Origin of the sequence: Sphingobium yanoikuyae, assembly GCF_013001025.1 — a bacterium.
In the GTDB taxonomy this organism is placed as follows: Bacteria; Pseudomonadota; Alphaproteobacteria; order Sphingomonadales; family Sphingomonadaceae; genus Sphingobium; species Sphingobium yanoikuyae_A.
In genome coordinates, this window is sequence record NZ_CP053023.1 from 238,877 (window position 1) to 265,435 (window position 26,559).

Annotated in this window: 23 protein-coding genes and 10 pseudogenes; 21 read left to right on the forward strand and 12 right to left on the reverse strand. The window is 62.8% G+C overall.

Annotated features, from left to right (window positions below; genetic code table 11):
• Nucleotides 1–27: 27 nt before the first annotated feature.
• On the forward strand, nt 28–360 hold the full coding sequence (locus HH800_RS28335) for a single-stranded DNA-binding protein (protein ID WP_020486683.1): 333 nt from the start codon (nt 28–30) through the stop codon (nt 358–360).
• Between the two features lie 299 nt (nt 361–659).
• Here HH800_RS28335 and HH800_RS28340 read toward each other — a convergent pair whose 3' ends face one another.
• Entirely contained in the window at nt 660–3,584 is a 2,925-nt protein-coding gene (locus HH800_RS28340; RefSeq protein WP_235682166.1) for a Tn3 family transposase, read from the reverse strand.
• Nucleotides 3,585–3,612: 28 nt separating this feature from the next.
• Here HH800_RS28340 and HH800_RS28345 point away from each other — a divergent pair, with 28 nt between their 5' ends.
• The 3 genes and pseudogenes from HH800_RS28345 (at nt 3,613) to HH800_RS28355 (ending at nt 5,047) form a co-directional block, all read left to right on the forward strand.
• Complete coding sequence (locus HH800_RS28345; RefSeq protein WP_001389365.1) at nt 3,613–4,377, forward strand: IS6-like element IS6100 family transposase; 765 nt, start codon at nt 3,613–3,615, stop codon at nt 4,375–4,377.
• Nucleotides 4,378–4,430: 53 nt separating this feature from the next.
• A pseudogene (locus tag HH800_RS28350) lies at nt 4,431–4,643 on the forward strand (integrase core domain-containing protein); the annotation flags it as partial.
• 128 nt (nt 4,644–4,771) lie between these two features.
• Entirely contained in the window at nt 4,772–5,047 is a 276-nt protein-coding gene (locus HH800_RS28355) for a LysR substrate-binding domain-containing protein (protein ID WP_235399086.1), read from the forward strand.
• 430 nt (nt 5,048–5,477) lie between these two features.
• On the opposite strand, the gene pcaD is transcribed toward HH800_RS28355, so the two are convergent.
• The 4 genes from pcaD to HH800_RS28375 all read right to left on the reverse strand — a co-directional run bounded on the left by pcaD (nt 5,478) and on the right by HH800_RS28375 (nt 8,741).
• Nucleotides 5,478–6,293, reverse strand: coding sequence for a 3-oxoadipate enol-lactonase (gene pcaD, locus HH800_RS28360; RefSeq protein ID WP_011607945.1), 816 nt, complete (start codon nt 6,291–6,293; stop codon nt 5,478–5,480).
• A gap of 82 nt (nt 6,294–6,375) precedes the next feature.
• Nucleotides 6,376–7,266 carry a dioxygenase gene (locus HH800_RS28365; RefSeq protein WP_011607944.1) on the reverse strand — a complete coding sequence of 297 codons (891 nt, stop codon included), beginning with the start codon at nt 7,264–7,266 and terminating at the stop codon, nt 6,376–6,378.
• Nucleotides 7,267–7,291: 25 nt separating this feature from the next.
• Nucleotides 7,292–7,582 carry a muconolactone Delta-isomerase gene (gene catC / locus HH800_RS28370; protein WP_032073059.1) on the reverse strand — a complete coding sequence of 97 codons (291 nt, stop codon included), beginning with the start codon at nt 7,580–7,582 and terminating at the stop codon, nt 7,292–7,294.
• A gap of 1 nt (nt 7,583) precedes the next feature.
• Nucleotides 7,584–8,741 (reverse strand): muconate cycloisomerase family protein, encoded by a 1,158-nt coding sequence (locus tag HH800_RS28375; protein ID WP_032073060.1) that lies wholly within the window; start codon nt 8,739–8,741, stop codon nt 7,584–7,586.
• A gap of 117 nt (nt 8,742–8,858) precedes the next feature.
• Between HH800_RS28375 and HH800_RS28380 the strand changes: the two genes are divergently transcribed.
• On the forward strand, nt 8,859–9,740 hold the full coding sequence (locus HH800_RS28380; RefSeq protein WP_169863548.1) for a LysR family transcriptional regulator: 882 nt from the start codon (nt 8,859–8,861) through the stop codon (nt 9,738–9,740).
• Between the two features lie 3 nt (nt 9,741–9,743).
• On the opposite strand, the gene HH800_RS28385 is transcribed toward HH800_RS28380, so the two are convergent.
• Nucleotides 9,744–10,517, reverse strand: a complete 774-nt coding sequence (locus HH800_RS28385; RefSeq protein WP_011607940.1) for an IclR family transcriptional regulator domain-containing protein — start codon at nt 10,515–10,517, stop codon at nt 9,744–9,746.
• A gap of 107 nt (nt 10,518–10,624) precedes the next feature.
• On the opposite strand from HH800_RS28385, the gene HH800_RS28390 reads away from it, so the two are divergent.
• From HH800_RS28390 to pcaF, 3 genes are read left to right on the forward strand one after another with little or no spacing between them, the layout of a single operon-like run.
• Nucleotides 10,625–11,311: a 3-oxoacid CoA-transferase subunit A gene (locus HH800_RS28390; protein ID WP_011607939.1), complete on the forward strand. Its 687-nt coding sequence runs from the start codon at nt 10,625–10,627 to the stop codon at nt 11,309–11,311.
• A 17-nt stretch (nt 11,312–11,328) separates the two neighbouring features.
• Nucleotides 11,329–11,982 carry a 3-oxoacid CoA-transferase subunit B gene (locus HH800_RS28395; protein WP_011607938.1) on the forward strand — a complete coding sequence of 218 codons (654 nt, stop codon included), beginning with the start codon at nt 11,329–11,331 and terminating at the stop codon, nt 11,980–11,982.
• Nucleotides 11,982–13,190 carry a 3-oxoadipyl-CoA thiolase gene (gene pcaF / locus HH800_RS28400; protein ID WP_011607937.1) on the forward strand — a complete coding sequence of 403 codons (1,209 nt, stop codon included), beginning with the start codon at nt 11,982–11,984 and terminating at the stop codon, nt 13,188–13,190. The genes HH800_RS28395 and pcaF overlap by 1 nt, the downstream gene beginning before the upstream one ends.
• A 238-nt stretch (nt 13,191–13,428) precedes the next feature.
• Here pcaF and HH800_RS28405 read toward each other — a convergent pair whose 3' ends face one another.
• Both HH800_RS28405 and HH800_RS28410 read right to left on the reverse strand, forming a co-directional pair.
• Nucleotides 13,429–14,193: an IS6-like element IS6100 family transposase gene (locus HH800_RS28405; RefSeq protein WP_001389365.1), complete on the reverse strand. Its 765-nt coding sequence runs from the start codon at nt 14,191–14,193 to the stop codon at nt 13,429–13,431.
• A 63-nt stretch (nt 14,194–14,256) separates the two neighbouring features.
• Nucleotides 14,257–15,096: pseudogene (locus HH800_RS28410) on the reverse strand (DUF4158 domain-containing protein); the annotation flags it as partial.
• 146 nt (nt 15,097–15,242) lie between these two features.
• Here HH800_RS28410 and HH800_RS28415 point away from each other — a divergent pair.
• The 6 genes and pseudogenes from HH800_RS28415 to HH800_RS28435 all read left to right on the forward strand — a co-directional run.
• Nucleotides 15,243–15,407 (forward strand): annotated as a pseudogene (locus tag HH800_RS28415) (transcriptional repressor KorB C-terminal beta-barrel domain-containing protein); the annotation flags it as partial.
• 126 nt (nt 15,408–15,533) lie between these two features.
• On the forward strand, nt 15,534–15,659 hold the full coding sequence (locus tag HH800_RS29690) for a hypothetical protein (protein WP_419248234.1): 126 nt from the start codon (nt 15,534–15,536) through the stop codon (nt 15,657–15,659).
• A pseudogene (locus HH800_RS29695) lies at nt 15,656–15,736 on the forward strand (hypothetical protein); the annotation flags it as partial. The gene HH800_RS29690 and the pseudogene HH800_RS29695, both read left to right, overlap by 4 nt.
• A 47-nt stretch (nt 15,737–15,783) precedes the next feature.
• Nucleotides 15,784–15,948 (forward strand): annotated as a pseudogene (locus tag HH800_RS28425) (catechol 2,3-dioxygenase); the annotation flags it as partial.
• Nucleotides 15,949–16,005: 57 nt separating this feature from the next.
• Nucleotides 16,006–17,121: an MBL fold metallo-hydrolase gene (locus HH800_RS28430; RefSeq protein ID WP_169863549.1), complete on the forward strand. Its 1,116-nt coding sequence runs from the start codon at nt 16,006–16,008 to the stop codon at nt 17,119–17,121.
• 237 nt (nt 17,122–17,358) lie between these two features.
• Entirely contained in the window at nt 17,359–18,054 is a 696-nt protein-coding gene (locus tag HH800_RS28435; RefSeq protein WP_169863550.1) for an acid phosphatase, read from the forward strand.
• A gap of 47 nt (nt 18,055–18,101) precedes the next feature.
• On the opposite strand, the gene HH800_RS29430 is transcribed toward HH800_RS28435, so the two are convergent.
• Together HH800_RS29430 and HH800_RS28440 are read right to left on the reverse strand one after the other, a co-directional pair.
• Nucleotides 18,102–18,233: a hypothetical protein gene (locus tag HH800_RS29430; RefSeq protein ID WP_256671459.1), complete on the reverse strand. Its 132-nt coding sequence runs from the start codon at nt 18,231–18,233 to the stop codon at nt 18,102–18,104.
• On the reverse strand, nt 18,230–19,429 hold the full coding sequence (locus tag HH800_RS28440) for an ISL3 family transposase (protein ID WP_123891441.1): 1,200 nt from the start codon (nt 19,427–19,429) through the stop codon (nt 18,230–18,232). Before HH800_RS28440 ends, HH800_RS29430 begins: the two co-directional genes overlap by 4 nt.
• 10 nt (nt 19,430–19,439) lie before the next feature.
• Between HH800_RS28440 and HH800_RS28445 the strand changes: the two genes are divergently transcribed.
• Both HH800_RS28445 and HH800_RS28450 read left to right on the forward strand, forming a co-directional pair.
• Nucleotides 19,440–19,874, forward strand: a complete 435-nt coding sequence (locus HH800_RS28445; protein WP_169863552.1) for a GlcG/HbpS family heme-binding protein — start codon at nt 19,440–19,442, stop codon at nt 19,872–19,874.
• 49 nt (nt 19,875–19,923) lie between these two features.
• Nucleotides 19,924–20,859, forward strand: a pseudogene (locus tag HH800_RS28450) (aldehyde dehydrogenase family protein); the annotation flags it as partial.
• A 24-nt stretch (nt 20,860–20,883) separates the two neighbouring features.
• On the opposite strand, the pseudogene HH800_RS28455 reads toward HH800_RS28450, so the two are convergent.
• Nucleotides 20,884–21,441: pseudogene (locus HH800_RS28455) on the reverse strand (Tn3 family transposase); the annotation flags it as partial.
• Between the two features lie 61 nt (nt 21,442–21,502).
• Here HH800_RS28455 and HH800_RS28460 point away from each other — a divergent pair.
• From HH800_RS28460 to HH800_RS28475, 4 genes and pseudogenes are all read left to right on the forward strand, one after another.
• Nucleotides 21,503–21,910 (forward strand): annotated as a pseudogene (locus tag HH800_RS28460) (IS6-like element IS6100 family transposase); the annotation flags it as partial.
• A 60-nt stretch (nt 21,911–21,970) separates the two neighbouring features.
• Nucleotides 21,971–22,728: pseudogene (locus HH800_RS28465) on the forward strand (IS6-like element IS6100 family transposase).
• A gap of 53 nt (nt 22,729–22,781) precedes the next feature.
• Nucleotides 22,782–22,994: pseudogene (locus HH800_RS28470) on the forward strand (integrase core domain-containing protein); the annotation flags it as partial.
• Between the two features lie 119 nt (nt 22,995–23,113).
• Entirely contained in the window at nt 23,114–24,025 is a 912-nt protein-coding gene (locus HH800_RS28475) for a LysR substrate-binding domain-containing protein (protein ID WP_037523462.1), read from the forward strand.
• A 51-nt stretch (nt 24,026–24,076) separates the two neighbouring features.
• On the opposite strand, the gene HH800_RS28480 is transcribed toward HH800_RS28475, so the two are convergent.
• Complete coding sequence (locus tag HH800_RS28480; protein WP_037523465.1) at nt 24,077–24,823, reverse strand: IclR family transcriptional regulator; 747 nt, start codon at nt 24,821–24,823, stop codon at nt 24,077–24,079.
• 149 nt (nt 24,824–24,972) lie between these two features.
• Between HH800_RS28480 and HH800_RS28485 the strand changes: the two genes are divergently transcribed.
• On the forward strand, nt 24,973–26,526 hold the full coding sequence (locus HH800_RS28485) for a 4-hydroxyphenylacetate 3-hydroxylase N-terminal domain-containing protein (RefSeq protein WP_030540715.1): 1,554 nt from the start codon (nt 24,973–24,975) through the stop codon (nt 26,524–26,526).
• Nucleotides 26,527–26,559 lie beyond the last annotated feature (33 nt).

Genomic DNA, 26,559 nt, shown 5'->3' on the forward strand with positions numbered 1-26,559 from the left:
TGTCATTTGTTGAAGGAGGAGAAGACTATGCCGAGGAACATCGCAGAATTTCGGGTTATCGGGAATGTGGGCAATAAGCGCGAGCGCGACAAGGTGACGTATGTAAGCGTCGGCGCGACCTACAATCGCCGGGATGGTGAGGAGTGGAAGAGCGAGACGCTCTGGAATAGCGTGGTGTGCTTCTCAAATGTCGCCCAGCAGGCCGCAAATGCGGAGAAGGGAGACCTGGTGCATGTGACGGGCCGCGTGCGCGAAAGCAGCCATGGTGAGCCCGACAATCTGCAATATCGGACGGAATTGATCGCCGATACCTTCTCGATCCTGGCAAAGTCCGACAAGCAGGATCAGGATCAGCAATAAGATGCAAGGGCGGGGGCGGCCTTCGGCACGGCTCTATCTACGCTGCGCTCCGACCGAACCCGCAAGCGGTTTCGTCCCATCCGGGTGACGATCCTCGCCTGAAACGGACGGCAAGCCTTCGGGCTTGCCGGCTCCCTATTCCCGCCTGCCCAGAGAGTGCAGCGGTTCTCGAAAGCACGAACGAGGTGAAGCGAGATCCGCGTCGCGGATCGCGGCGCTGATGTGCGCGGCCCCAAGTTGGCGTCACCTCAAGGTTTGTGCGCCAGACAACGATTTGGCGGACATAATGAGAACACTGGCTATGCCACGAGTTTGAAGCGGGCCATGGGATCGTTGAGGGTGCGGAACTCGCCAGGGGAGAGCCGGTTTGCCCTTTGCCACAGATAGTCGCCGGTCAAACTGATATGCACCCAGCCCATCGGCGAGAGATGGGCAAGCAGCGCATCATCGAAGGTGCCGCCGGATGATTGGAGATGCTGGGCGGCCCTGTCCATATAGACGGTGTTCCAGTAAGAAATCGCCGCGATCAGCAGATTGAGGCCCGATGCCCGATATTCCTGATTCTCGATCGAGCGATCGGTGAACCGCCCCTGTCGGTTGGTGTAGATCGCGGCGGCAAGGGTATGACGTGCTTCGCCTTTATTGAGGCCGGCCTGGCAGGCGCGACGCAAGTCGGGCTGTTCAAGCCAGTCGAGCGCAAATAGCGTCCGCTCGATGCGGCCGAGTTCGGCCAGCGCAAAATCCAGCCTGTTCTGGCGCTTGTAGGCGGCCAGCTTGCGCAGGATCGCGGAGGGCGCAACGGCTCCTTCCTTAATGGAGGCGACGATCCTGACGATGTCATCCCAATCGGCTTCGATCGCCGCCGTCTTGATCGTGCGGCCCATGAGGCTTTCGATGCCTTTGTAGGTCGAAGGCGCGGCGATCGAGCCGAGTTTCCGGTCGGCGATGTCGCGCAGACGGGGCACGAACCGGAAGCCGAGAAGATGGCAAAGGGCAAAGACATGGTCCGTCGCGCCGCCGGTATCAGTGTAATGCTCATGCAGCGGTAGCGCGCCGGCGCCGAGCATCAGGCCATCCAGCACGTAGGGGGCCTCGCCGGCGGTGGCCGACATGATCCGCGATCCGAACGAGGCAAAATGATCGGACAGGTGGGAGTAGATCTTCAGGCCCGGCTCGCTGCCATATTTCGCATTGATGTCGGCCGCCGCCGATCGGTTGCGGCCCGAGCGGAAGAACTGCCCATCGGAGGATGAACTAGTGCCGGCTCCCCAATGGCGCGTGAAAGGAAGATCATGGTGCGCGGCAACGATCATCCCCAACGCGGCCTGATAGTTTTCGGGCGACAAATACCAGTTGTGGGTCCAGGCAAGCTGGGCGTAGCTCACCCCGTCGCTGGCGTTGGCCATGCGCTCTAGACCCAGATTCGATCCATCAGCGAGAATGGCGGCGAGGATCGCGTGCGGGTTGTCATGCTCCTTGCCGGACCGAAGATCGCGAAATGCGCTCAGGAACCCGGTGCGCTCGGCCACCTCGACCAGGAGTTCGGTGATCCGCACGCGCGGAAGCAAGGCGTCGAGCCTGCGATCGAGAGCCTCCGCCTCGGGTGGAGTGATCGCCGGCATGGGTTGCAGCTTGAGCCGGTCGCGTTCGAGCGCCACGCCCGCGAGCCTGTTCGCCTTGAGTTGCTTGGCGAAACGGCGCAGCCGCCAGTCGAGCGTCCTTGCCCGCTCCTCCAGATAGGCGGCCGCATCGGTCTGGAATGGCAGGCTGTCGGCCACCTTATCGGCATCGCGTCGACTCAGCAAATAGGTGTCGAAGCGGCGATAATTGCGGGTTCCTTCGACCCATATGTCGCCGGCGCGCAACCGATCGCGCAGCGTGGCCATGATGGCCGTCTCGTATCGCCGGCGATCGACCTGGCCACCTTCGGTGATGAGGCGCTTCCACTGCCGGTTGGCGAATGGGAGCGGAACGCCCTCGGGCAGGCTGCGGGCCTTGCGGGCATTGGTATCGCGGATGACCTCGATGGCCTTGACCAGTTGCGATCCGCTCCCCGATGCCTTGAACGTGAATGTATCGAGGAAAGCCGGGCTGAACCGCCGCAGCGTCGCATAGCGACCAGTCGCCGCGACAAGCGCATCTTCGCCCGCCAGCTCGGCCAGCGCATCGACCTGCGATTTGGCTGCGACCAGTCTGTGCCAGCCTACCGCTTCGTCGATCAGTTCGAGCGGATTACCGCCATGTTCGACCGCCTCTCCCAGCGCGGCGATCGTCGCGCCGAACAGCCGCATAAGTTCGCCGACCGAGCGGATGCTGTCCTGATAGCGCCTTTCCCGCCCGCGCCGCGCCCGTGTGAACAGGCTTCCGACAAGCCTGTCGAACATCTGGATCGCACCATCGGCGAGCCTGGCATCGAGGTCGATGACCGCCGCGATCAGCGTCGCGCGGCGCCTGTTAAGGCTATAATCGGAGAGCAGGAACGCCGGCGCAACGCCACCTTCGCGCATGAACTGCGCGAACCGGAAGTCGGGGATTTTCGCGCCGATCGCCGGGTCGATGCCGATTCCGCGCACATAGCGTAGCCGTTCCAGCAGCCCGTTGATGTTCGCCGTGGTGGGCGCTTCCTCGAAATTGCGCAGCCAGGCCAGCGGCGTCATGCCGAAGTCGCTGTTGTTGACGATCAGATCATCGATCCGCGCCAGTTCGGCATGACCCAGGCTTTCGACAATGAGCGCCGCCGCGGCTTTGCGGGCGCGTGCCCTGCCGGCGAGGCCCGCACGTTCGAGCGTGTCTGCCGATGGAAGAATGAAGCGTTCCTGCTTCAGCCCCTCCATCAATGCGCGGACAATAGGTTCGCCCCGATCGGTCCGCTCCGCAGCTCTTGCGGCGAGATCGAGCGCGAGCGGTATATCCCCTCGCCGAAAAGGGTGTAGCCCCAGATGCCGTGCCGCAAGGTCGGCATGATCGTTACGTGTTTGCGCGCGCTGGCCATAGTCGGCGAACGCATCAACATCGACGAAGAGCTGGGCGGCGAGATAGTGAAGGACCGCATCGGGGACGTCGACGTCGGGCTGCAAACCGAAGCCGGGATGCCGCATAAGCGCGATCTGCGTTGCCAGACCGAGGCGGTTGGCAGGGCGATAGCGGCGACCGACCAGTTCGAGATCCTCGGCGGCAAGGGTATAGTGGCCGGCTCTGTTGCAAAAATCGTGAAGCTTGAGCATGCTTGGCGGAGATTGGACGGACGGAACGATGACGGATTTCAAGTGGCGCCATTTCCAGGGTGATGTGATCCTGTGGGCGGTGCGCTGGTATTGTCGCTATCCGATCAGCTATCGCGACCTTGAGGAAATGCTGGCGGAACGCGGCATTTCGGTCGACCATACGACGATCTATCGCTGGGTCCAGTGCTACGCCCCGGAGATGGAGAAGCGGCTGCGCTGGTTCTGGCGGCGTGGCTTTGATCCGAGCTGGCGCCTGGATGAAACCTACGTCAAGGTGCGGGGCAAGTGGACCTACCTGTACCGGGCAGTCGACAAGCGGGGCGACACGATCGATTTCTACCTGTCGCCGACCCGCAGCGCCAAGGCAGCGAAGCGGTTCCTGGGCAAGGCCCTGCGAGGCCTGAAGCACTGGGAAAAGCCTGCCACGCTCAATACCGACAAAGCGCCGAGCTATGGTGCAGCGATCACCGAATTGAAGCGCGAAGGAAAGCTGGACCGGGAGACGGCCCACCGGCAGGTGAAGTATCTCAATAACGTGATCGAGGCCGATCACGGAAAGCTCAAGATACTGATCAAGCCGGTGCGCGGTTTCAAATCGATCCCCACGGCCTATGCCACGATCAAGGGATTCGAAGTCATGCGAGCCCTGCGCAAAGGACAGGCTCGCCCCTGGTGCCTGCAGCCCGGCATCAGGGGCGAGGTGCGCCTTGTGGAGAGAGCTTTTGGCATTGGGCCCTCGGCGCTGACGGAGGCCATGGGCATGCTCAACCACCATTTCGCAGCAGCCGCCTGATCGGCGCAGAGCGACAGCCTACCTCTGACTGCCGCCAATCTTTGCAACAGAGCCTCGAAAATTACTTCCTGCCAGGTGATCTCGAGGCTCAGATCGAGGCCTTTGTCGAGCACTATAATCACCAGCGCTACCACGAGAGCCTGAACAACGTGACGCCCGCCGACGCCTACTTCGGCAGGGCCGCAGCCATCATCAAACAGCGTGAAAGGATCAAGCGGCAGACCATCGAGCATCGGCGCTTGCAACACCGCAAGCTCGCCGCGTAACATCAACCCCCAGACGAGGCCCGCACTCCGCTAATTTACGCCGCAATCCGTGCCGAATGTTCTGACGACGGACAGAATGCATCGCAGGTACAGCGGGCGCCTGGCATTTTAAGGTTCACGATCAGAAAATCACCCATCGCCCGAAGGGACGTTTCGGGTGCAATAGCGGGCATGCGGTCATGGAGGCCTGCGTTTCAGGTCTCGGTGACTGTCAGCTTCCCGATTTCTACGTCATGCCTTTTCTACAGCACGGTATGGTAGAGCTGTTGCTGGAATATGCTCAGCCCGATGACGAACCGATCTGGGCTGTTTATCCACAGCGCCGACATCTTTTGCCGAAGGTTCAGCAGGTAGTCGATTGCCTTGTTCAGGAACTCGGTCCTGCGATGAATAGCCGAAAGTGACAGCAAGATGCTTGGGGATGGGCGCCTTGCTAACTGCGATTAATCACTGCCGCATGTAACCTGTGATCAACTTAACGAACTCAGTGTCACATGCCCAGCTTTACTTTGAACTAAGCATAGGGGAGTTAATGAAGTGCCGGATTGCACCCCAATGTTCCTGCCGGTTAGAATATACACTTTCTGTCCCCGATAGAAATGACATCCTTTTGAGGACAGCAGGGTTGCGTGGAACCTTCGGGATAGCGCAATGCAGACCCTGCTGATGGCGTGACGTTTGAGTTGGCGCCGTCGAGCCGGCGTCCATTGATCTTCGCGGGAGCATCCGGCATCGGATAGCCTGGGGCGCGCGGGCTGATCCTGGCGGGCAGGGGCATAGGTGTTCCGCTGCCGGTGATGCGGCGCATTCGCCTGGATCTGCTTTGCCGCCCACCTACAATGAATCGATGCCGACGACAGTTTCAGCCCGCAGAAAGTCCGACACCTGCGTACCGAATTCGGCGGGGCGCTCCACATTGGCGAGATGCGCTGTGTTCAGCATGGCGAGCCGGCAGCGGGGGATCGTGGCGGCCAATGCTTCGCTATGCGGTGGCGGCGTGGCTGGATCTTGGCTACCACCAATGATGAGGGTTTCATTCCGGATCAGCGCGATAGTGGAACGCATGTCCATGTCCCGTATGGCGGCGCAACAGCCAGCATAGCCCTGGCTATCGGTCGATTGGAGCATCGCGACTATCGGCGCGATGGCGTCGGGTGAGCTTGCCACGAAGTCGGCGGTGAACCATCGCTCAAGCGACGCCGAGGTGAGGGGCGCCATGCCGCTTTCGCGCACCAGGGCGATCCGGGCGTCCCATGCCGAAGGCGGCCCCATGAAACTTGAGGTGTTGGCCAGAACCAGCCGGCGGACCCGATGTCCTTCGCGGATGCCCAGCCATTGGCCGGTCATGCCGCCAAGCGAAAGGCCGCAAAAATCAATCGTTTCTATCTCCAGCTGGTCGAGAAGTTCGATGACGTCTCGACCCAGCCGATCGAGCGAATAGCCGCCGACGGGCGCATCCGACGCGCCGTGGCCGCGCTGATCATAGCGCAGCATTCTGAAATGGGCGCTCCAGGCGGCAAGCTGCGGTTCCCACATCTGCATGTCAGTGCCCAGGGAGTTGGACAGCAGCAGGATCGGGGCACCTTCTTTACCATCGAACCGATAGGCGATGCGGCAGCCGTCTCCCGTAATAATGAACTGCTTTTCCATCGCCTTCGCCCTATCAATTCCGTTCGTGCTTAACCGCCCCTCCCCACAGATGGGGAAGGGCGGCTTTTGTTAAGGTCGCTTGTCAGACGGCCAAGCGGCTGCGAGCGGAGAAGCTTTCATCCGTTGCCTCAGCAGACTTCTGCAACTGGAAGTCGAACGCGATATGGACGGTGTCGCCCTGACGGTTCGGGACTGGCAGCAGACCTTCGCGGGTGCCGAACGCAAAGTCGTCGGCTGCGAACGGATCGTCACCGAAATTGATCTGCGTCGTCAGCGTGCGATAGCCCGGCGCTTCTACGAAGAAATGCACGTGGGCAGGACGGTTGCCGTGACGGCCGACGGCTTTCATCAGCTGATCGGTCGCGCCGCCGGGGGGCACGCTGTAGCCATTGGGCATCTTCGAATGGAAGGAATAGCGCCCGTCCTTGCCGAGCTTGATCCGGCGGCGGTTATTGAACGGCGTCTGCTCGCGCGTGGGGTCGAAATGCGAATACCAACCCATCGAATTGGCGTGCCAGACATGCAGAATGGCATCGGTGACGGGCTCACCATTCGGGCCGGTGACGGTGCCGGACATGTACAGCGTGCCGGTATCGTCCGCGTCGTCGGAAAGGTTGACGTCACCTTCGACCAGCGGCGCGCCCGCGACATAGAGCGGCCCTTCAATGGTGCGCGGCGTGCCGCCCGACAGCCCGGCTTCCGCGTCCTTGGCATCCATGTAGAGGTCAAGGAAATGTTCCAGGCCAACGCCCGGCACGATCAGGCCGAATTCACCGGCGCCCTTCTGGAAAAAGTCTATCGCTTTCCAGAATTCGCTTTCGTTGATGTCATGCTTGACGATGACCGTCATCACCGCTTCGACGAGGTCGCGGGTAATGGCCTTGAGCCGACGGTCGCCGCCCTCCACATCGACGCCGCTGGCGCGGTCGAGAAGAGTTTGGACGGGTTGAGTCTTCACAAAATCAGTATTCATCTGATCTCTCCTGGGAATATGATTCTTAGCGATCGTCTTCATGAATCGACGAAGGATGTCGGCACAGCGGCGCCACGCGGATATCCATGAACGGAAACAGAGGCAAAGTCATCAGCAGATCGTGAAGTTCTGCATTGCTTTCGACATCGAAGATACTGACATTGGCATATTGCCCGGCAACGCGCCAGATGTGCCGCCACTTACCGGCACGCTGAAGCTCCTGAGAAAGCGCCTTTTCAGCCGCCTTCAGTTCGTCAAGCCGCGCCGGATCGTAATCCAGCGGAATATTGACATCCATTTCAACCTTGAAAAGCATTTCAACCAGCCTTTGCTGTAGGAATCGATATGGTGGCGCGGGACGCGTCGCGCCGCAGGAACGACAAGCGATCATCGTCCAGCTCCACGCCAAGGCCCGGCCCCTTGGGCACGGCCAGCGAGAAGTCCGAATAATCCAACGGCTCTTGCAGAATTTCCTCCGTCAGCAGCAAGGGGCCGAAAAGCTCCGTGCCAAAGGACAGTTGCGGGAAGGTTGCGAAGACATGGGCAGACGCGATCGTGCCGATGCCCGCTTCCAGCATGGTGCCGCCATAGAGCGCGATCCCGGCCGCGTCGGCGATCGCCTGCACCTGCTTTGCGGCGAAAAGACCGCCCGACTGCTCGATCTTCACGGCAAAGACATCGGCGGCTGCCTGGTTGGCATGATCATAAGCGGTCGTAGGGCCTTGCAGCCCTTCATCGGCCATGATCGGAATCGCCGACCGCGCGGCCAGGCGTGCCATGCCGGCGAGATTATGCCGGATAAGCGGCTGTTCAACCAGGTCGCAGCCGACTTCCGCCAGCATCGCAACGCCGGTGCGTGCCGTGGTTTCATCCCACGCCATGTTGACATCCACGCGAACGCTGGCGCGGTCGCCAAGCGCTTTCTTGATGGCGCCGACATGGGCGACATCGTCCGCCACGGGCCGCTTGCCGATCTTCAGCTTGAAGGCATTGTGCCGTCCGCTGGCGATCATCTGCTCGGCTTCTTCGATATCCTTGCCGGTGTCGCCGCTGGCGAGGGTCCAGAGGACGGGCAGGCGATCGCGGACGCGGCCGCCGAGCAGTTCGCTGACCGGCAGGCCCGCACGCTTGCCCTGCGCGTCGAGCAGCGCGGTTTCGACGGCGCATTTGGCGAAATTATTGCCGACGACATGCTTGGCGATTTGCGCCATCGCGATGGCCGGCCGGGTGGGATCGCAGGCCTGCAATATCGGGGCGATATAGGCGTCGATGTTCGTCTTTATGCTTTCGGGGCTTTCAGGGCCGTAAGCCAAGCCGCCGATCGTCGTTGCCTCGCCCGTGCCGACGATGCCGTCGGAACAGTGGACGCGCACGATGCAAAGCGTCTGCCTGTGCATCGTCGCCATTGCCAGCACGTGCGGCCGGATAGTGGGTACGTCGACGATGAACGTGTCGACGCGATCAATTGTCACCATTGTCGGGTACCTTTCCATGAATGAAATAGCGGGTTGAACGGGATTCCAGAAAGACTTAGTCCGCATCCTATGATACCGGAGTAGTATAGTATGGAACTGCGCCACCTTCGATCGTTCATGGCCGTCGCGGCCGAGCAGAATTTCACCCGAGCCGCAGACCGCCTTGGTATCGCGCAGCCGCCGCTGAGCCGGCATATCAAGGAACTGGAGCAGGACCTGGGCGTGGCGCTGTTCGACCGGGGTAGCCGGCCGGTGCGCCTGACCGAGGCGGGCCGCATCCTGCATCAACAGGCAGCGCAGATATTGGCGAGCATCGACCAGATCCCCAAGACCATGCAGCAATATGCGTCCGCGCAGCAGCCGCGCTTCGTCATGGGCGTGGTGGGATCCATCATGCACGGCGCGCTGGCCGAGATGGTGCGGCGGTTCCGCGCCCATGCGGCGGACACGGACGTCGAGCTGGTGGAGATGACGACGATCCAGCAGGTCGCGGCGCTGAAGGCGGGCCGGATCGACGCCGGCCTTGGCCGCGTGCGCGTGGACGACCCGGCGATCCGCCGCGAGATATTGTTCCAGGAACCGCTGGTGGCGGCGCTTTCGCCCACCGACTTGCCGGCGCAGCCGGACACCGAGGTCAGCCTGGAGGCGCTGGCCGCCGGCACGCTGATCATCTACCCCAGCCAGCCGCGCCCCAGCTATGCCGACCAGCTGCTGACGATCATGCGCGACCATGGATGCAACCCCCGCCGGATCATCGAAGTGCGCGAAGTGCAGACCGCGCTGGGCCTGGTCGCCGCCCAGTCGGGCCGCGCCATCGTCCCGGCGTCGATGCAGAACATCCAGCGCGCGGACATATGCTATGTGCCGATAGCCGAGCGGCCAACATCGCCGATCATATTGAGCCAGCGCCACGCCGATACGACCGACCGCGCGGTGCTGATCCGGGATATCGGCCATGCGATCTTCAGGGAGATCGAGGCCGAGACGGCGCGATCCTGAGGATCAGGCCGGGCGCAGCAGCCCGGCGGTACGTCGCAGCGCCGGCAGCAGGCGCGCCTGCACATCGTCCATCGACACGCGCGCCGCCGACATGCCGACGTTCAGCGCCGCCATCACCCTGCCCCGGTCGATCACCGGAACCGCGATGGAGCGTAGCCCCAGTTCCAGTTCCTGATCGACCAGCGCGTAACCGTCCGCCGCCGCCCGCCTGATCGTCACCAGCAACCGGGGAATGTCGACGATGGTATGCGGCGTCAGCGCGCGCACCTGCGTCCGGGCGAAATAGGCGTCCTGCTCTTCATGCGATCGCCCGGCCAACAGCACCCGGCCCATGGAGGTGGGATAGAGTGGCAGGGTACTGCCGACCTTCAGCCCCACCGCCATGATGCGGGACGCTTCGGACCGCGCCACATAGCAGAGGGCGTCATCCTCCATCACGCCCAACGAACAGGATTCCCCCAGTTCATCGCGCAGCGAATCGAGCAGCGGCTGGGCGCGCACGGCAAAGGCGGTCAGCGAGAGGTAGGGATGGCCGAGCGCCGTCGTCTTGCGCCGCACCGAATAGCCGCGCAGATCATGGCCGACATAGCCAAGCTGATGCAGGGTATAGAGGCACCGCCGCACCGCCGCGCGGCTGAACCCCAGCGCCCGGCTGGCTTCGGCGATGGACACCGGCCGTTCACGTTGCGCCACATATTGCAGCACGGCGAGGCCACGGGCGAGTGAGGCCATATATTCGGGATCACCCGGCCTTTCGATGTCGCGCGGCGCTTCCACGGCAGCTCCAAAAATAACCGATTATCGGACAGGACGCCGATTATCGGTTGACTCAGGCGCGCGCAACCTCTGTTTCGCGCGGGAGCATCCGCACGGAGTTGAAGAGCGTGATTGACAAGAGCATGAGTTCCGCCGCGGCGGCCGTGGCCGACATTCGGGACGGCGCATCGGTAATGATCGGCGGCTTTGGCACGGCAGGCATGCCCGACGAACTGATCGACGCGCTGATCGCGCGCGGCGTCGGCAACCTGACCATCATCAACAACAATGCCGGCAATGGCGAAACCGGCGTCGCCGCGCTGATCAAGGCCGGGCGCGTGCGCAAGATCATCTGTTCCTTCCCGCGCCAGTCGGATTCGCACCATTTCGACGCGCGCTACCGCGCTGGCGAAATCGAGCTGGAACTGGTGCCGCAGGGCAATCTGGCCGCGCGCATCCAGGCCGCCGGCGCCGGGCTGGGCGCGATCTTCACGCCGACCGGATACGGCACGTTGCTGGCAGAGGGCAAGGAAACCCGCGAGATCGACGGCAAGCAATATGTGCTGGAACATCCCATCCAGGCCGATTTCGCGCTGATCAAGGCGCATCGCGGCGACCGCTGGGGCAACCTGACCTACCGCAAGACCGCCCGCAATTTCGGCCCGATCATGGCGATGGCGGCGAAGTGCACGATCGCGCAGGTGGCGCAGATCGTACCGCTGGGCGGCATCGACCCGGAAATCGTCGTGACACCGGGCATCTTCGTCCAGCGCGTGGTCGAAATCGCGCCCGCCAACGCCACAGCTTCGGCCTGATCAGGAGCCTGCACCCCATGCAACGTCTGAACCGTGAACAAATGGCCGCCCGCGTGGCGAAGGACATTCCTGAAGGCGCCTATGTCAATCTGGGCATCGGCCTGCCCACGATGGTCGCCAATTACCTGCCCACCGACAAGGACATCTTCCTTCAGAGCGAAAATGGCCTGCTGGGCATGGGCCCCGCCCCGGCGAAGGGCGAAGAGGATTGGGAACTGATCAACGCGGGCAAGCAGGCGGTGACGCTGCTGACCGGCGGCTGCTTTTTCCACCATGCCGACAGTTTCGCGATGATGCGCGGCGGCCATCTGGACATCTGCGTGCTGGGTGCCTTCCAGGTGTCGGTGAATGGCGACCTGGCGAACTGGCACACGGGTGAACCGGGCGCGATCCCGGCCGTGGGCGGCGCGATGGACCTGGCGATCGGCGCCAAGCAGACCTTCGTCATGATGGAATTGCTGACCAAGCAGGGCCAGAGCAAGCTGGTCGAAAGCTGCACTTACCCGCTGACGGGCCTCGCCTGTGTGTCGCGCGTCTATACCGACCTCGCCGTGTTCGAAGTCGGCGCGGCGGGCGCGAGCGTGGTGGAAATGGTGGACGGCCTGTCGCTGGATGAATTGCAGGGGCTGGCCGGCGTGCCGCTGCGCGCGGCTGAGGGAGCGCGTAACTGATGGCCGAAGCCTTTATCTGCGACGCCGTCCGCACGCCGATCGGCCGTTATGGCGGCATATTGGCCGGCATCCGGGCGGATGATCTGGGCGCGCTGCCGATGAAGGCGCTGATCGAGCGCAATCCGGGGCTGGACCCGGCGGTGATCGACGAGGTCTTCTACGGCTGCGCCAACCAGTCGGGCGAGGATAATCGCAACGTCGCGCGGATGAGCCTGTTGCTGGCGGGCCTGCCGCATGGGGTGGCGGGCGTGACGCTGAACCGGCTGTGCGCGTCCGGGCTGGAATCGGTGGGCGCCGCCGCGCGCGCGATCCGCACGGGCGAGATGGGCGTCGCTATCGCCGGCGGCGTGGAAAACATGACCCGCGCGCCCTTCGTGGTGGGCAAGGCGGGCAGCGCCTATGGCCGCGCCCAGCAGATGGAAGACACGACCATGGGCTGGCGCTTCGTCAACCCGGCGCTCGACGCGCTCTATGGCACCGAAACGATGCCGCGCACGGCGGAAAATGTGGCGCACGACCATGGCATCAGCCGCAAGGATCAGGACGCTTTCGCGCTGCGCAGCCAGCAGCGCGCCGTCGCCGCGCAACAGAACGGCTTTTTCGACGAAGAGATCATCACCGTCGTCACGCCCGGTCGCAAGCGGGGCGAGACGGTGGAGGTCCGCACCGACGAGCATCCCCGCGCCGACACGACGATCGAGGGGCTGGGCAAGTTGAAGCCGCTGTTCGGGCCCGAGGGCACCGTCACCGCCGGCAACGCGTCGGGCATCAATGATGGCGCGGCGGCGATGATCATCGCCAGCGAGGCGGCGGCCAAGGCCCATGGCCTGACGCCCCGCGCGCGCATCCTGGGCATGGCGTCGGCCGGCGTCGAACCCCGCGTGATGGGTATCGGCCCCATCCCCGCCACGCAAAAGCTGATGGCGCATCTGGGCCTGACGATCGGCGATTTCGACGCAGTCGAACTGAACGAAGCCTTTGCCAGCCAGTCGCTGGCGGTCGTGCGGCAGCTGGGCCTGGCCGACGATGCGGACCATGTGAACCCCAATGGCGGCGCCATCGCGCTGGGCCATCCGCTGGGCATGTCAGGCGCACGGTTGGCGATGACGCTGGTGCATCAGCTGGAAAAGAGCGGCGGCAGGCGCGGACTGGCGACGCTGTGCATCGGCGTCGGCATGGGGCTGGCGTTGGCGGTCGAGCGGGTCTGACGTGCGCCCCGCCCCTCGCTTGTCCCATCGAAAGGCATAGGCTATTGTCCACAGTGAGGACTTATCCTTATGACCCAGCGAGGGCCGAGGCGTCAGGCATGTCTGAACTTCAAATGATGGCCGGTTCACCAGGCAAGAGCTGGCGCCTGTTTGAGTCTTCGGACGTCGATGAAACGCGCGAGAAGGCTCTGTTGCAAAGATTGGCGGCAGTCAGAGGTAGGCTGTCGCTCTGCGCCGATCAGGCGGCTGCTGCGAAATGGTGGTTGAGCATGCCCATGGCCTCCGTCAGCGCCGAGGGCCCAATGCCAAAAGCTCTCTCCACAAGGCGCACCTCGCCCCTGATGCCGGGCTGCAGGCACCAGGGGCGAGCCTGTCCTTTGCGCAGGGCTCGCATGACTTCGAATCCCTTGATCGTGGCATAGGCCGTGGGGATCGATTTGAAACCGCGCACCGGCTTGATCAGTATCTTGAGCTTTCCGTGATCGGCCTCGATCACGTTATTGAGATACTTCACCTGCCGGTGGGCCGTCTCCCGGTCCAGCTTTCCTTCGCGCTTCAATTCGGTGATCGCTGCACCATAGCTCGGCGCTTTGTCGGTATTGAGCGTGGCAGGCTTTTCCCAGTGCTTCAGGCCTCGCAGGGCCTTGCCCAGGAACCGCTTCGCTGCCTTGGCGCTGCGGGTCGGCGACAGGTAGAAATCGATCGTGTCGCCCCGCTTGTCGACTGCCCGGTACAGGTAGGTCCACTTGCCCCGCACCTTGACGTAGGTTTCATCCAGGCGCCAGCTCGGATCAAAGCCACGCCGCCAGAACCAGCGCAGCCGCTTCTCCATCTCCGGGGCGTAGCACTGGACCCAGCGATAGATCGTCGTATGGTCGACCGAAATGCCGCGTTCCGCCAGCATTTCCTCAAGGTCGCGATAGCTGATCGGATAGCGACAATACCAGCGCACCGCCCACAGGATCACATCACCCTGGAAATGGCGCCACTTGAAATCCGTCATCGTTCCGTCCGTCCAATCTCCGCCAAGCATGCTCAAGCTTCACGATTTTTGCAACAGAGCCAAGCATGCGACCTCCACGGTGCGCGCTGGCTCTTTGATCTTGGCTCCGGCTGAGGGCGGCCTGGAGACAAGTCGGCGCGCGTAGCGGCGCAAGATGAGATCGGGGATGTCTGCCAGGTGCTTATGAACGTCCAGCGTGTAAAGCAGGTCGATGCGCTCCAGTACCTCGCTGATTTGGCGGGTTGAGTGTTTCGCCGGTGCAGCCCATAGCCAACTCTGCTGGGTTTGTCCATCTGGGCGCAGCTCTGAAACTGAGGCTCGCCAGCGATCAAGTGTTGCTGGATCAACGCTGGCGGCGATGGCGGTGCCTGTTTCAACTTCAAGCTGGGCAAGTGCCGCCGCAATCAGTGTCCGAATTGCCCGCTCGTGCACGATCACCAGCTTGTTCTTGTACAGCCATTGACGCGCCCGCACGAGTAGCTGATCGCGGTCGGCGCAGCGCGCCACTTCGTCGCGCAGTTCACGTACCAGTGAGCGGCGCTGGTGCTCGCTCATCCACTGGAATCCAAGGACCGTGCAGGCTACTTGTTGGTGATCGAATAGCGTGCGCCCGCGTTCATACATGGCTCTCAGCGAGGCGACTTCTGGTGCTGCAATGCCAAGCTCGTTGCCAAGGTGGCGCCACAAGGCTACTGGAATTACCCGAAAGGCACCGAGCAAACGCCCACTCATGCGCAGGAAACCAATATGGAGCGCCAGACCAAGCTTGTGGGAATCACCTCGGCGTGCATTGATTGCGTCGCGCTCGGCACCATCGAAGGTGAAAAATGCCTTCATCTCGAAGTCGCTGATATCGCGGGGGAGCCCACGCATCCCCAAAAACGTTGTGTGCCAACCCTGCATCGTGAACCTCAAAAGTGGGAGGCCACCATACCCGTTTACAAAGCGAACAGGAAAGTCAATGAAATCAACGGTCTACCCAGACCACCCCCGCGCCAGTGCTAGCTTTGCGTACCGTCACTTATTGCACTGAAAACGAGGAGACCCCGAAAAAGGCCATCGTCCAGGTCGAGCATGACGGCCGCCCGGCCCGCATCATCCTGAATCGCCGGCCGCCGGCCGAGGGCTTCGCCTGGTTGAAGTACGAAGATGACGGCCAGGAGTTCGAGGCCAATCTTGCCCAGGTGAAACTGGTGGCCTTGCTCGAAGGCTAGACGCACCGACACCCGGCACCAACCCCACCCACCCCGCCCCGCCCCGGCGGGGTTTTTTTTGCCTGAACGCTGGCCAACACGCGCCAGGCCGGGCGCTTTAGCCGCTAAAAAGTTTAGCTAAAACGCTTGGCAGGTAAGAATAAGAAGAATATTATTATTCTTACCAACTACCAAGAGGGCGACACAATGGAGCTGACCAAGGAAACCCGCGACCGCATCTATGCTGCCGCCGATGCATTAGCAGCGGCATGAAGGAGTGGAGGCGAGCGCAGACCGCCCAGGCGGCCCCGGTAGCCGTCCAGGTGCCCGAGGCCGTGTCGGCCGCCGGCGGCCAGGCGGTGGCCGTGTTGTGGCAGCAGGCCCAGGAGCTGGCGAATACTTCTTCGACCCGAGCGGTAACCGCAACGAGACCTTCGCCGGCCTTGGCTATCTGGCGCAGCGCGACCGGCCCGTCACCACCTGGTCGGAAGACAAGCTTGGCAGCGGAATTTTCTATCACACGGGTGAGTTGGTGGCCTCGTTCACCGACGTCTACACCTGACCCGCCGTCGCGCAGAACCACAAGCATTCCACAAGATCTTCCAACAGGAACAAGACAATGAATACGGTCGAAAGGACGACGGGGAACTTGATCGCTTCAGCATTGGTTTGCTGCGCGGTCGTCTTCCAACCCACTGCAAACGCGGCGGATGCGAACGCCAACCTCGAGCCCAATCGCGACCAGCCGATGATCAACCCGGCGGCTAGCGCGCAACAGGCAACGACGATCACGCTTCTCGGGACGAAGGGCGGCCCGCCGGAAGACCCGAGTGGCAGGCGTGCGCAGTCCTCGACGCTGCTCACCGTCAATGGTGTGCACTATCTGATCGATGCTGGCGATGGTGTGGTGCCCAGGCTCATCAAAGCTGGCGTGCCGCCCTATACCGTCAGAAAGGTGTTTCTGACTCACCGCCACTTGGACCACACGGCGGGATTGACGGCGTTCATGTCGCAAAGTTGGTTCAACGGGTGGTTCTTTCACGACAAGTACTACATGGACAGGAGCACGACGAAGCCGTTTGTCGAAATCTACGGACCGCCGGACACCTCAACTCTCTTCGAGGGTTCGATGAAGTTCCTGAGCGTCTCGGCGCGGGATACCGACGCGACCGCTTTCGGGACGATGAAATTGCCGCCGGAGGTGTTCTCTGTGCGAACGATCGAAAAGCCCGGAGTGTTCTTCGATGATGGCACCGTGAAGGTGACCGCCATTGAGAACACGCATTTCGGAATTCCGATGCCGGGCCCCATTGCGAAGAACGGCGACTTCTCCTTTGCATATCGATTCGATACGCCGAGCGGTTCGGTGGTCTTTACCGGCGACAGCGGTCCGAGCGAGAACATCACGAAATTGGCGGAAGGAGCCGATGTTCTCGTCAGCGAGGTGCTCGATTTCAAGCTCCTGACGACCGAGTCCCGGGAGGGCGTTGGAATCACCAAGGCACCCAACCCGGAACAAATCAGATTCCGCATGGAACAGCAGCATTTGTCTCCCGAAGAGGTTGGGAAGATGGCTGCCAAAGCCCATGTGAAGCTCGTGATCCTGTCTCACGTGGTCCCGGGAGATGTGTCGCCGAAGTACTTCGTCGAGTTCGTCGCGGCGGTCAAGAAGTATTTTTCCGGGCCGGTCATCCTGGGGCAGGACCTATTCCAGTACTCGATGGTCAAGCAATGAGTGACCGTTCGGGGTGTCCGTCATGAAGCATTTCCTCAACTACCGGGCAGCCCACAGATGCACCACCAAGCCGCCACTGAAACCCATCTGCCGAGAACAACAATGAACCTTCGCCACCCTGCCCCCATTGCGCTCGTTCTGAGCAGCCTGCTGTCCCTCGCAGCCTGTAGCACCACGAGCAAAGCCCCTCCTACCGACCCTGCCAGTATCGGTGAGGCCTCGCTGCACCACGGCCTGATGCGCGGCTACCTGCCCATAGAGAACCTGCCCGACAGCCTGGCGCTGCTGCCAGCGCCGCCGCAGCCAGGCACCCCGACCTTTGATACCGACGAACTGGCCTTTACCAGCACCCGCGTCCTGCTCGACCAGCCGCGTGGCGACCTGGCTCGCAGTGATGCGCGCCTGAAGTTCCCGCAGGCGACGGAAGCCTTCCACTGCGCAGCCGGCATTCCCCTCAACAGCGATGCGACGCCACACCTGGAAACCCTGTTGCGCCGCGTCATGACCGATTCGGCCCTCTCGACCTTCAAGGCCAAGGATCACTACAACCGCACCCGTCCCTTTGTTTATAACAAGCAGGCCAGCTGTACGCCGGAAGAAGAAGCGTCACTGGCCAAGAACGGCTCCTACCCCTCCGGCCATGCCGCCCTGGGCTGGGCCTGGGGCCTGGTGCTGGCCGAGCTGATGCCCAACCGTGCCGACGCGCTCTTCCAGCGCGCCTACGACTACGGCCAGAGCCGGGTCGTGTGCGGCGTGCACTGGCAAAGCGATGTGGACGCCGGCCGCCTGATGGGCGCTGCCTCCGTGGCCACCCTGCATACAGACCCGACCTTCCTGGCGCAGATGGCGCTTGCCAAGCAAGAAATTGCGGCGCTGGAAAGCCAGGGCACGGCCACGCCAGCGAATTGCAGCACGGCAAGGTCAGGCCAGTAAGCCTTCGCATCGTTCCGCCCTTTTCCTGCAACCACCCCGAGAGACGCTCAATGACGACCCCGCTTGCCGCAGAAATCATCGTGACACAGCCCATGCTGCGCGCCACGGCGATACTGGCCATGATCGACGCCGCGCAAGGCCAGGCTGAAGCCCTGGGCCTGGCGATCAATATGGTTCATCGCGCCTTTCCGGGGAAGGCGGCCTTGATCTTCAGGAAGAAATAGGCTGAATCCCGGAACCCGTAGGCCATACGCTTGATGACCTTAATGCGGTTGTTGACGCCCTCGAGAATGCTGGTGTTCAAGGGAAAGATGGCTGAGGCGAGGATGCCACGCAGGTACTTTCGCAGTCGCTTTGCAAAGGCGATCGCCGGCGCGATGCCGCTTTCGATCGCCAGGCGGTACCAGTCTTTCCATCTTCGGGCGCCGTCTCTGACCGATGGCGCAAACCAGATTTCCTTGATGGCGGTCTTCAGCAGATAGACGGTAGCCAGCGGTGCGTTGGCCGCCAGCAGTTCCTCGAGCTTGACCGCCTGCTCGTTGCCCAGGTTGTCGCGGTTGCGCAGCAGCAACCAGCGCGAGCGCTTGATGACCTGACGTTGTGCGGGCGCACTGCGCAAGGCATTGGCCTGATCGACGCGCACCCGGTCGACGACCTCCCGACCAAAGCGGGCGACGACATGGAACAAGTCATAGACGACTTCGGCGTTCGGGCAATGGGCGCGCACCTCCAGATCGAAGGCGGTGTTCATGTCCATTGCGACCGCCTCGATGTGCTGACAGCCCTCTTTGCCCAGCAATTCGAAGAAGGGCCGGATCGCCTCGCGGCTGTTGCCTTCGCCGACCCACAACACGCGCATACGTTCGGCATCCATGATCACCGTCGCGTAGCGGTGCCCCTTGTGCAGCGCGAACTCGTCCATCACCAACCGACGCACGCCCTGCGCATCGAAAGCGCCATACCGGGTCTGCAGACGCCGATGGTCGATGCGCTTGATGGTGTGCCAGTGCAAGCCCGTGAGTTGGGCGACGTGGGCGATCGGCAGGATCAGCACCAGCGCCTCGATCCAGGCGCGTAATCGGTGTGTGATGCGCTCACCCGTGTCGAGCCAGCTCAGGCGCTCGGCCGCCCGTGCGCCACACTGGTAACAGTCGAGGCGGCGAATCGGCACATCCAGCCAGACGCGTCGATCGAACCAGTCTCGATCGCGCACCCGGCGTCGCCGGCGCTCGTGGAGCAGAACACAGTCGCTACCGCAGCGCCCACATCGCCGGCGGTGTGAGGGGTCTTCAGAGAGGGTGAGAAGCAGCGAACCGTCGGCTCGCTCCTGGCATGAATCGACGAGGCGGCCTTCCCAGAAGACCACGCCCAACATAGCATCGCACATGACGGGGAAGAGGAAGGGGATCGGTTTGTTTGGCGACTGCCAATCTACCAACCTCCGAACCGTCAACCACTACTTCCCCCAGATCGCGCGAAGAACCATCAATATCGCAGTCGTGGATCACGCCGGCATCCTGGTCGGATTCATCCGCCAGCCCGGCGCCCCGCTGCACTCCATAGACATCGCCATCGACAAGGCCTACACCGCTGCCAGCTTCGGATTGGCAACCGGTAAGTGGCCCGACGCCCTGCAGGCGCACTCCCCCGCCGTGCAAGACGGGCTGCTGCGCAGGCCGCGCTTCGTGGCCTTCGGCGGCGGGCTGCCCATCGAGATCGACGGTCAGCGCCTGGGCGGCATTGGCGTCTCCGGCGGCAGCGAAGCCCAGGACGAACTCATAGCCGGGGCCGGGCTCGCCGCGCTGGCCTCGAACGACTAACCCCCTTTTGCGGCGCAGCCGCAGCAAAAAAGCAAAAGGAATATCAGCCATGACCCAGAAACAGATTCTCAATTTCATCGACGGCCAATATGTGGCGACCCAGAAACAGTTCGCCAAGCACTCGCCCATGGATCACAGCGTCATTGCGCAGGTGCATGAAGCCGGCAAGGCCGAAGTCGATCGCGCTGTGGCCGCTGCCCGCGCCGCGCTGGACGGCCCCTGGGCACGGATGACGGTGGCCGAGCGCGTCGAGCGCCTGTATGCCGTGGCCGATGGCATCAACCGCCGCTTCGACGAGTTCCTGGCGGCCGAGTGCGCCGATACCGGCAAGCCGCGCAGCATCGCCAGCCACATCGACATCCCTCGTGGCGCGGCCAACTTCAAGATCTTCGCCGACGTCATCAAGAATGTGCCGACCGAGTTCTTTGAAATGCAGACGCCGGACGGCCGTGGCGCGATCAACTACGGCTACCGTGGCCCGGTGGGTGTGGTCGGGGTGATCTGCCCGTGGAACCTGCCGCTGCTGCTGATGACCTGGAAAGTCGGCCCGGCGCTGGCCTGCGGCAACACCGTCGTGGTCAAGCCCTCGGAAGAAACCCCCGCCACCGCCACGCTGCTCGGCGAGGTGATGAAGGCGGTGGGCATTCCCGACGGCGTCTACAACGTCGTGCATGGATTCGGGCCGAACTCGGCCGGTGAATTCCTGACCCGCCACAAGGATGTGGACGGCATCACCTTCACCGGCGAAACACGCACCGGCGAGGCCATCATGGCCGCGGCCGCGAAAGGTGTGCGGCCGGTGAGCTTCGAGCTCGGCGGCAAGAACGCCGGCATCGTGTTCGCCGATGCCGATTTCGACAAGGCCGTCGCCGGCATCACCCGCAGCACTTTCGAGAACTGCGGGCAGGTGTGCCTCGGCACCGAGCGTGTCTACGTGCAGCGGCCGATCTTCGACAAGTTCGTCGCCGCGCTGAAGGGGGTCGCCTCAGAAAACGGAAAATAAAGCACGCTAAGCAGGTTGCAACGGCCGCAGCGGCCTGAACTTGCCCGCGCCGATCTTGGCGCTGCTGCGCCAGAGGTAATCGCCGGTGAGGTTGATGTGCTCCCAACCGAGCGGCGACAGGTACTGCAACAGCGCGTCATCAACGGCATGGCCGTTGCCACGCAGCGCGTGCGCAGCCCGTTCCAGATAGACCGTGTTCCACAACACGACGGCAGCCGTTACCAGATTGAGGCCGCTAGCCCGGTAGCGCTGCTGCTCGAAACTGCGGTCGCGGATTTCACCCAGGCGGTTGAAAAACACTGCCCTGGCCAGCGCATTGCGCGCCTCGCCCTTGTTCAGGCCGGCATGCACGCGGCGGCGCAGTTCCACGCTTTGCAGCCAGTCCAGGATGAACAGCGTGCGCTCGATGCGGCCCAGCTCGCGGAGCGCCACGGCCAGGCCGTTCTGGCGTGGGTAGCTGCCGAGCTTTCGGAGCATCAGGGAGGCCGTCACCGTGCCCTGCTTGATCGAGGTGGCCAGCCGCAGGATTTCGTCCCAATGGGCGCGGACGTGCTTGATGTTGAGGGCTCTGTTGCAAAAATCGTGAAGCTTGAGCATGCTTGGCGGAGATTGGACGGACGGAACGATGACGGATTTCAAGTGGCGCCATTTCCAGGGTGATGTGATCCTGTGGGCGGTGCGCTGGTATTGTCGCTATCCGATCAGCTATCGCGACCTTGAGGAAATGCTGGCGGAACGCGGCATTTCGGTCGACCATACGACGATCTATCGCTGGGTCCAGTGCTACGCCCCGGAGATGGAGAAGCGGCTGCGCTGGTTCTGGCGGCGTGGCTTTGATCCGAGCTGGCGCCTGGATGAAACCTACGTCAAGGTGCGGGGCAAGTGGACCTACCTGTACCGGGCAGTCGACAAGCGGGGCGACACGATCGATTTCTACCTGTCGCCGACCCGCAGCGCCAAGGCAGCGAAGCGGTTCCTGGGCAAGGCCCTGCGAGGCCTGAAGCACTGGGAAAAGCCTGCCACGCTCAATACGGCTCTGTTGCAAAAATCGTGAAGCTTGAGCATGCTTGGCGGAGATTGGACGGACGGAACGATGACGGATTTCAAGTGGCGCCATTTCCAGGGTGATGTGATCCTGTGGGCGGTGCGCTGGTATTGTCGCTATCCGATCAGCTATCGCGACCTTGAGGAAATGCTGGCGGAACGCGGCATTTCGGTCGACCATACGACGATCTATCGCTGGGTCCAGTGCTACGCCCCGGAGATGGAGAAGCGGCTGCGCTGGTTCTGGCGGCGTGGCTTTGATCCGAGCTGGCGCCTGGATGAAACCTACGTCAAGGTGCGGGGCAAGTGGACCTACCTGTACCGGGCAGTCGACAAGCGGGGCGACACGATCGATTTCTACCTGTCGCCGACCCGCAGCGCCAAGGCAGCGAAGCGGTTCCTGGGCAAGGCCCTGCGAGGCCTGAAGCACTGGGAAAAGCCTGCCACGCTCAATACCGACAAAGCTATGGTGCAGCGATCACCGAATTGAAGCGCGAAGGAAAGCTGGACCGGGAGACGGCCCACCGGCAGGTGAAGTATCTCAATAACGTGATCGAGGCCGATCACGGAAAGCTCAAGATACTGATCAAGCCGGTGCGCGGTTTCAAATCGATCCCCACGGCCTATGCCACGATCAAGGGATTCGAAGTCATGCGAGCCCTGCGCAAAGGACAGGCTCGCCCCTGGTGCCTGCAGCCCGGCATCAGGGGCGAGGTGCGCCTTGTGGAGAGAGCTTTTGGCATTGGGCCCTCGGCGCTGACGGAGGCCATGGGCATGCTCAACCACCATTTCGCAGCAGCCGCCTGATCGGCGCAGAGCGACAGCCTACCTCTGACTGCCGCCAATCTTTGCAACAGAGCCTCGAAAATTACTTCCTGCCCGGTGACCTTGAGGCCCAGATCGAAGCCTTCGTCGAGCATTATAACCACCGACGTTACCACGAGAGCCTGAACAACGTGACGCCCGCCGACGCCTACTTCGGCAGGGCCGATGCCATCATCAAACAGCGCGAAAGGATCAAACGGAAGACCATCGAACATCGCCGCTTGCTCCACCGCAAGATCGCCGCTTAATATCAACCCCAGGACGAGGCCCGCACTCCGCTAATTTACGCCGCGAGTTGTGCCAAATGTTCTGACGACGGACAACCTGAAAGGTTTTTCCATCTCGGGTTCCGCTCTGGGAGGAGACAATGGAATTCCGCCAGCTCAGGTATTTCCTTGCTGTGGCAGAAGAACTTCACTTCGGGCGCGCCGCGACGCGGCTGGACATGGCGCAACCGCCACTGTCGCGCCAGATCGCCTCGCTGGAAGAGTCTCTGGGCGTGCAGCTATTCGACCGCAGCCGTAGCCAGATCCGCCTGACGCAGGCAGGAGTCGTGTTGCAGGATCACGCGCGGCAGATCCTCGACCGGATGGATACGGCGCAGCGCGAGACGCGGCTGGTTGGCGCAGGCGGCGCGGGTCGGTTGCGGATCGCCTTCGTCGGTTCCGCGTCGCACGGGCTTCTGCCCATGCTGATCAAGTCGTTCCGGTCGGTCTATCCGGAGGTGGAACTGGCGCTGTCCGCGCTGAACAATGCCGAGCTGCACCGGGCCCTGATCACGCGGGAGATCGACATCGCCGTTGCCCGCCCCGAACTCAAGGACGAGGAGTTCCGCCAGCAGCTTCTGTGTCGCGAGAAGCTGATCCTGGCGCTGCCCGACAGCTCTCCGCTGGTCGCGGAAGACAACATCACCTTCGCCGACCTGAGCGGCCAGACCTTCGTGCTCTATCCTCGCCGCCCGCGCCCGAGCTATGCCGATGTCGTGCTCGATATTTGCGAGCGAGAGGGGGTGAAGCCCGGCGGCCTCGAGCTGACGCAGGATTTTCAAAGCGCAATCTCGCTGGTCTCGGTCGGCGTGGGGCTGTCGGTCGTGCCCGAATCCGTCAGCCGGACGACGCGACCTGGGGTCATCTATCGCCCCTATGTCGGCCACAACCCTGGAACCGCTTTGACGGTCCATTCCCGGTTGGACAACCGCGCCCCGCAGGTGCTGAACTTCATGGAGATCACCCGAAAATTCACCAGGACGGCGCAAGCCGCAGTCACTCGGGCCGAATAGCGCGGCACAGCGCCTGAACCCGCTATTCCCCGTCTGCGGATTCGCGGATGATCAGGGATCCCTGCGTCGATGGCCCAGGCGGTCAGAGATCCGCTGCGCCGCATCGACGGTGATAGTACGGAAAGCGCGCGGCTGGCGCGCATGGCGGCTGGCCGGAACCGTCATCGACAGCACCGCGACCGCGCGTCCGACGTGGTCCCGAATCTGTGCCGCGAGGCAGACCAGATCGTCATCATCGCCAATTGGGCCGCTGTCGAACCCCTCGGCCGCCAGTGCGGCCAGTTCGTCGCGCAAACGTTCCGGGGCGTCGATGGGACCACCGGGGCGGGCATGCTCGTCCAGCCAGTCGTCAAGCCGCATGGGGCTGAAGGCAGCCAGATGCAGTCTGCCGGGCGGCGCCTTGTGCAGCGGCAGATGCGGGCCGATCACCCCGGACGACACCCGCAGGGGCCGGGTGCCGTCGATGGCGTCGACCAGCAGCAGACGGTCGTGATCGTGCATCGTGAGGTGCAGCGTCTCGCCATGATCGGCGGAAAGCTGGGCCATCACCGGCCGCGCCACCTCGACCAGATCGAAACTGTCCTCCAGCGCGTGGTAGAGCGTCGCCACCAGCGGGCCGAGCCGATAGCGCCCCCGCTCGACCTTGCGCAGAAGGCCGATCCCCGCCAGCCCATCCACCAGATCGTGGGTGCCGCTAATGGAATTGCCGATGGCCCGCGACAGGGCCGTGACGCTGTGTTCCGACTGCGTGGCGGAAAAGCAGCGCAGTACTTCGCCGATCTTGCGGATTGTCTTCATCGAGTGCTCCCTCGTCCTGCCGATCCCGCTGTGTTTTCCGGCAATGCCGGAAAAATGACAGGTATTACGCGATACCTTTCGGTGCGCACGCGTCGATGTCAGTCTTCACGTCGAGGAGCGTCAGGCAATCTGCCGCAGGGGAGGAAGACATGAAAGATCAAACCACCGCCACCCAGGCACCGTATACCGGTGCCGAATTTCTGGACAGCATCCGCGATGGGCGCGAGATCTACATCCACGGCGAGCGGGTAAAGGACGTCACCAGCCATCCGGCTTTTCGCAACTCGGCCCGTATGGTCGCGCGCTGGTACGACCGGCTGAATGCGGAGAAGGCTACAATCGGCCGACCGACCGACACAGGCTCGGGCGGGTGGACGCATCCCTTCTTCAAGGGAACCAAGACCGCCGAGGAACTTGTGGCTGGCCGCGATGCCATCGCCGCCACCCAGCGGGTGGCGAATGGCTGGATGGGCCGCTCGCCCGACTACAAGGCCGCCTTCCTGGGCACGCTGGGGGCCAATGCGAGCTTCTACGGCGAATATGCCGGCAATGCGAAGACCTGGTATGACCGCACGCAGGAGCGGCTGGACTACTGGAACCACGCCATCGTTAACCCGCCGATCGACCGCCACCTGCCCGTCGAGGAGACCGGCGACGTCTACATGCAGGTGGAGAAGGAAACCGATGCCGGCCTGATCGTCTCGGGTGCCAAGGTGGTTGCCACCGGCTCGGCCCTGACGCACTATAATTTCATCGCCCACTACGGAATCCCGATCAAGGAGAAGAAGTTTGCCCTGACCTTCACGGCTCCGATGGACAGCGCCGGCGTCAAGCTGATCAGCCGCGCTTCCTACGAGCTGAACGCGGCGGTCATGGGCACGCCCTTCGACTATCCGCTCTCCAGCCGGATGGATGAGAACGACGCGATCCTCGTGTTCGACAAGGTGCTGGTGCCCTGGGAGAACATCTTCATCTATGGCGACATCGAGAAGATCAACGCCTTCTTCCCCGCCTCGGGCTTCGTGCCGCGTTTCACGCTGCACGGTACCACGCGGCTGGCGGTGAAACTCGATTTCATCTCCGCCCTCTTTTCCATGGCGCTGGAGGCGACCGGCTCGGGCGCCTTCCGCGGCCCGCAGACCGCCGTGGGCGAGGTGCTGGGCTGGCGCAACCTGTTCTGGGGCCTGTCGGACGCGATGGTGAAGAGCCCGGTCCCGTGGCAGGGAACCGATGGCTACGTTCTGCCCAACATGAACTACGGCCTTGCCTATCGCATCTTCGCACCGATGGCCTACAGCCGGATCAAGGAACTGATCGAGCGCCATGTCGCCTCGGGGCTGATCTACCTGCCGTCCTCGTCGCTCGACTTCGCTTCGGATGCGGTGCGGCCCTATCTCGACCGGTTCGTGCGCGGCTCGAACGGCATGGCAGCAGTGGACCGCGTCAAGCTCCTGAAGCTCCTCTGGGATGCGATGGGCTCGGAATTCGGCGGGCGGCATGAGCTTTACGAGGCAAACTATGCCGGCAACTACGAGAACATCCGCATCGAGACCATGCTGACCGCGCAGGCGACCGGCGAGATGGCCACCCTTCAACAGATGGTGCACAACTACATGGCCGAATACGACCTGACCGGCTGGACCGCGCCCGACCTCATCAACCCCTGGGACGTGAACCGCCTGAAGGCGGGTTTCCAGGGCTGAGGCCACGGGTTCAAGTCCGTGAGGGCGGCCGAT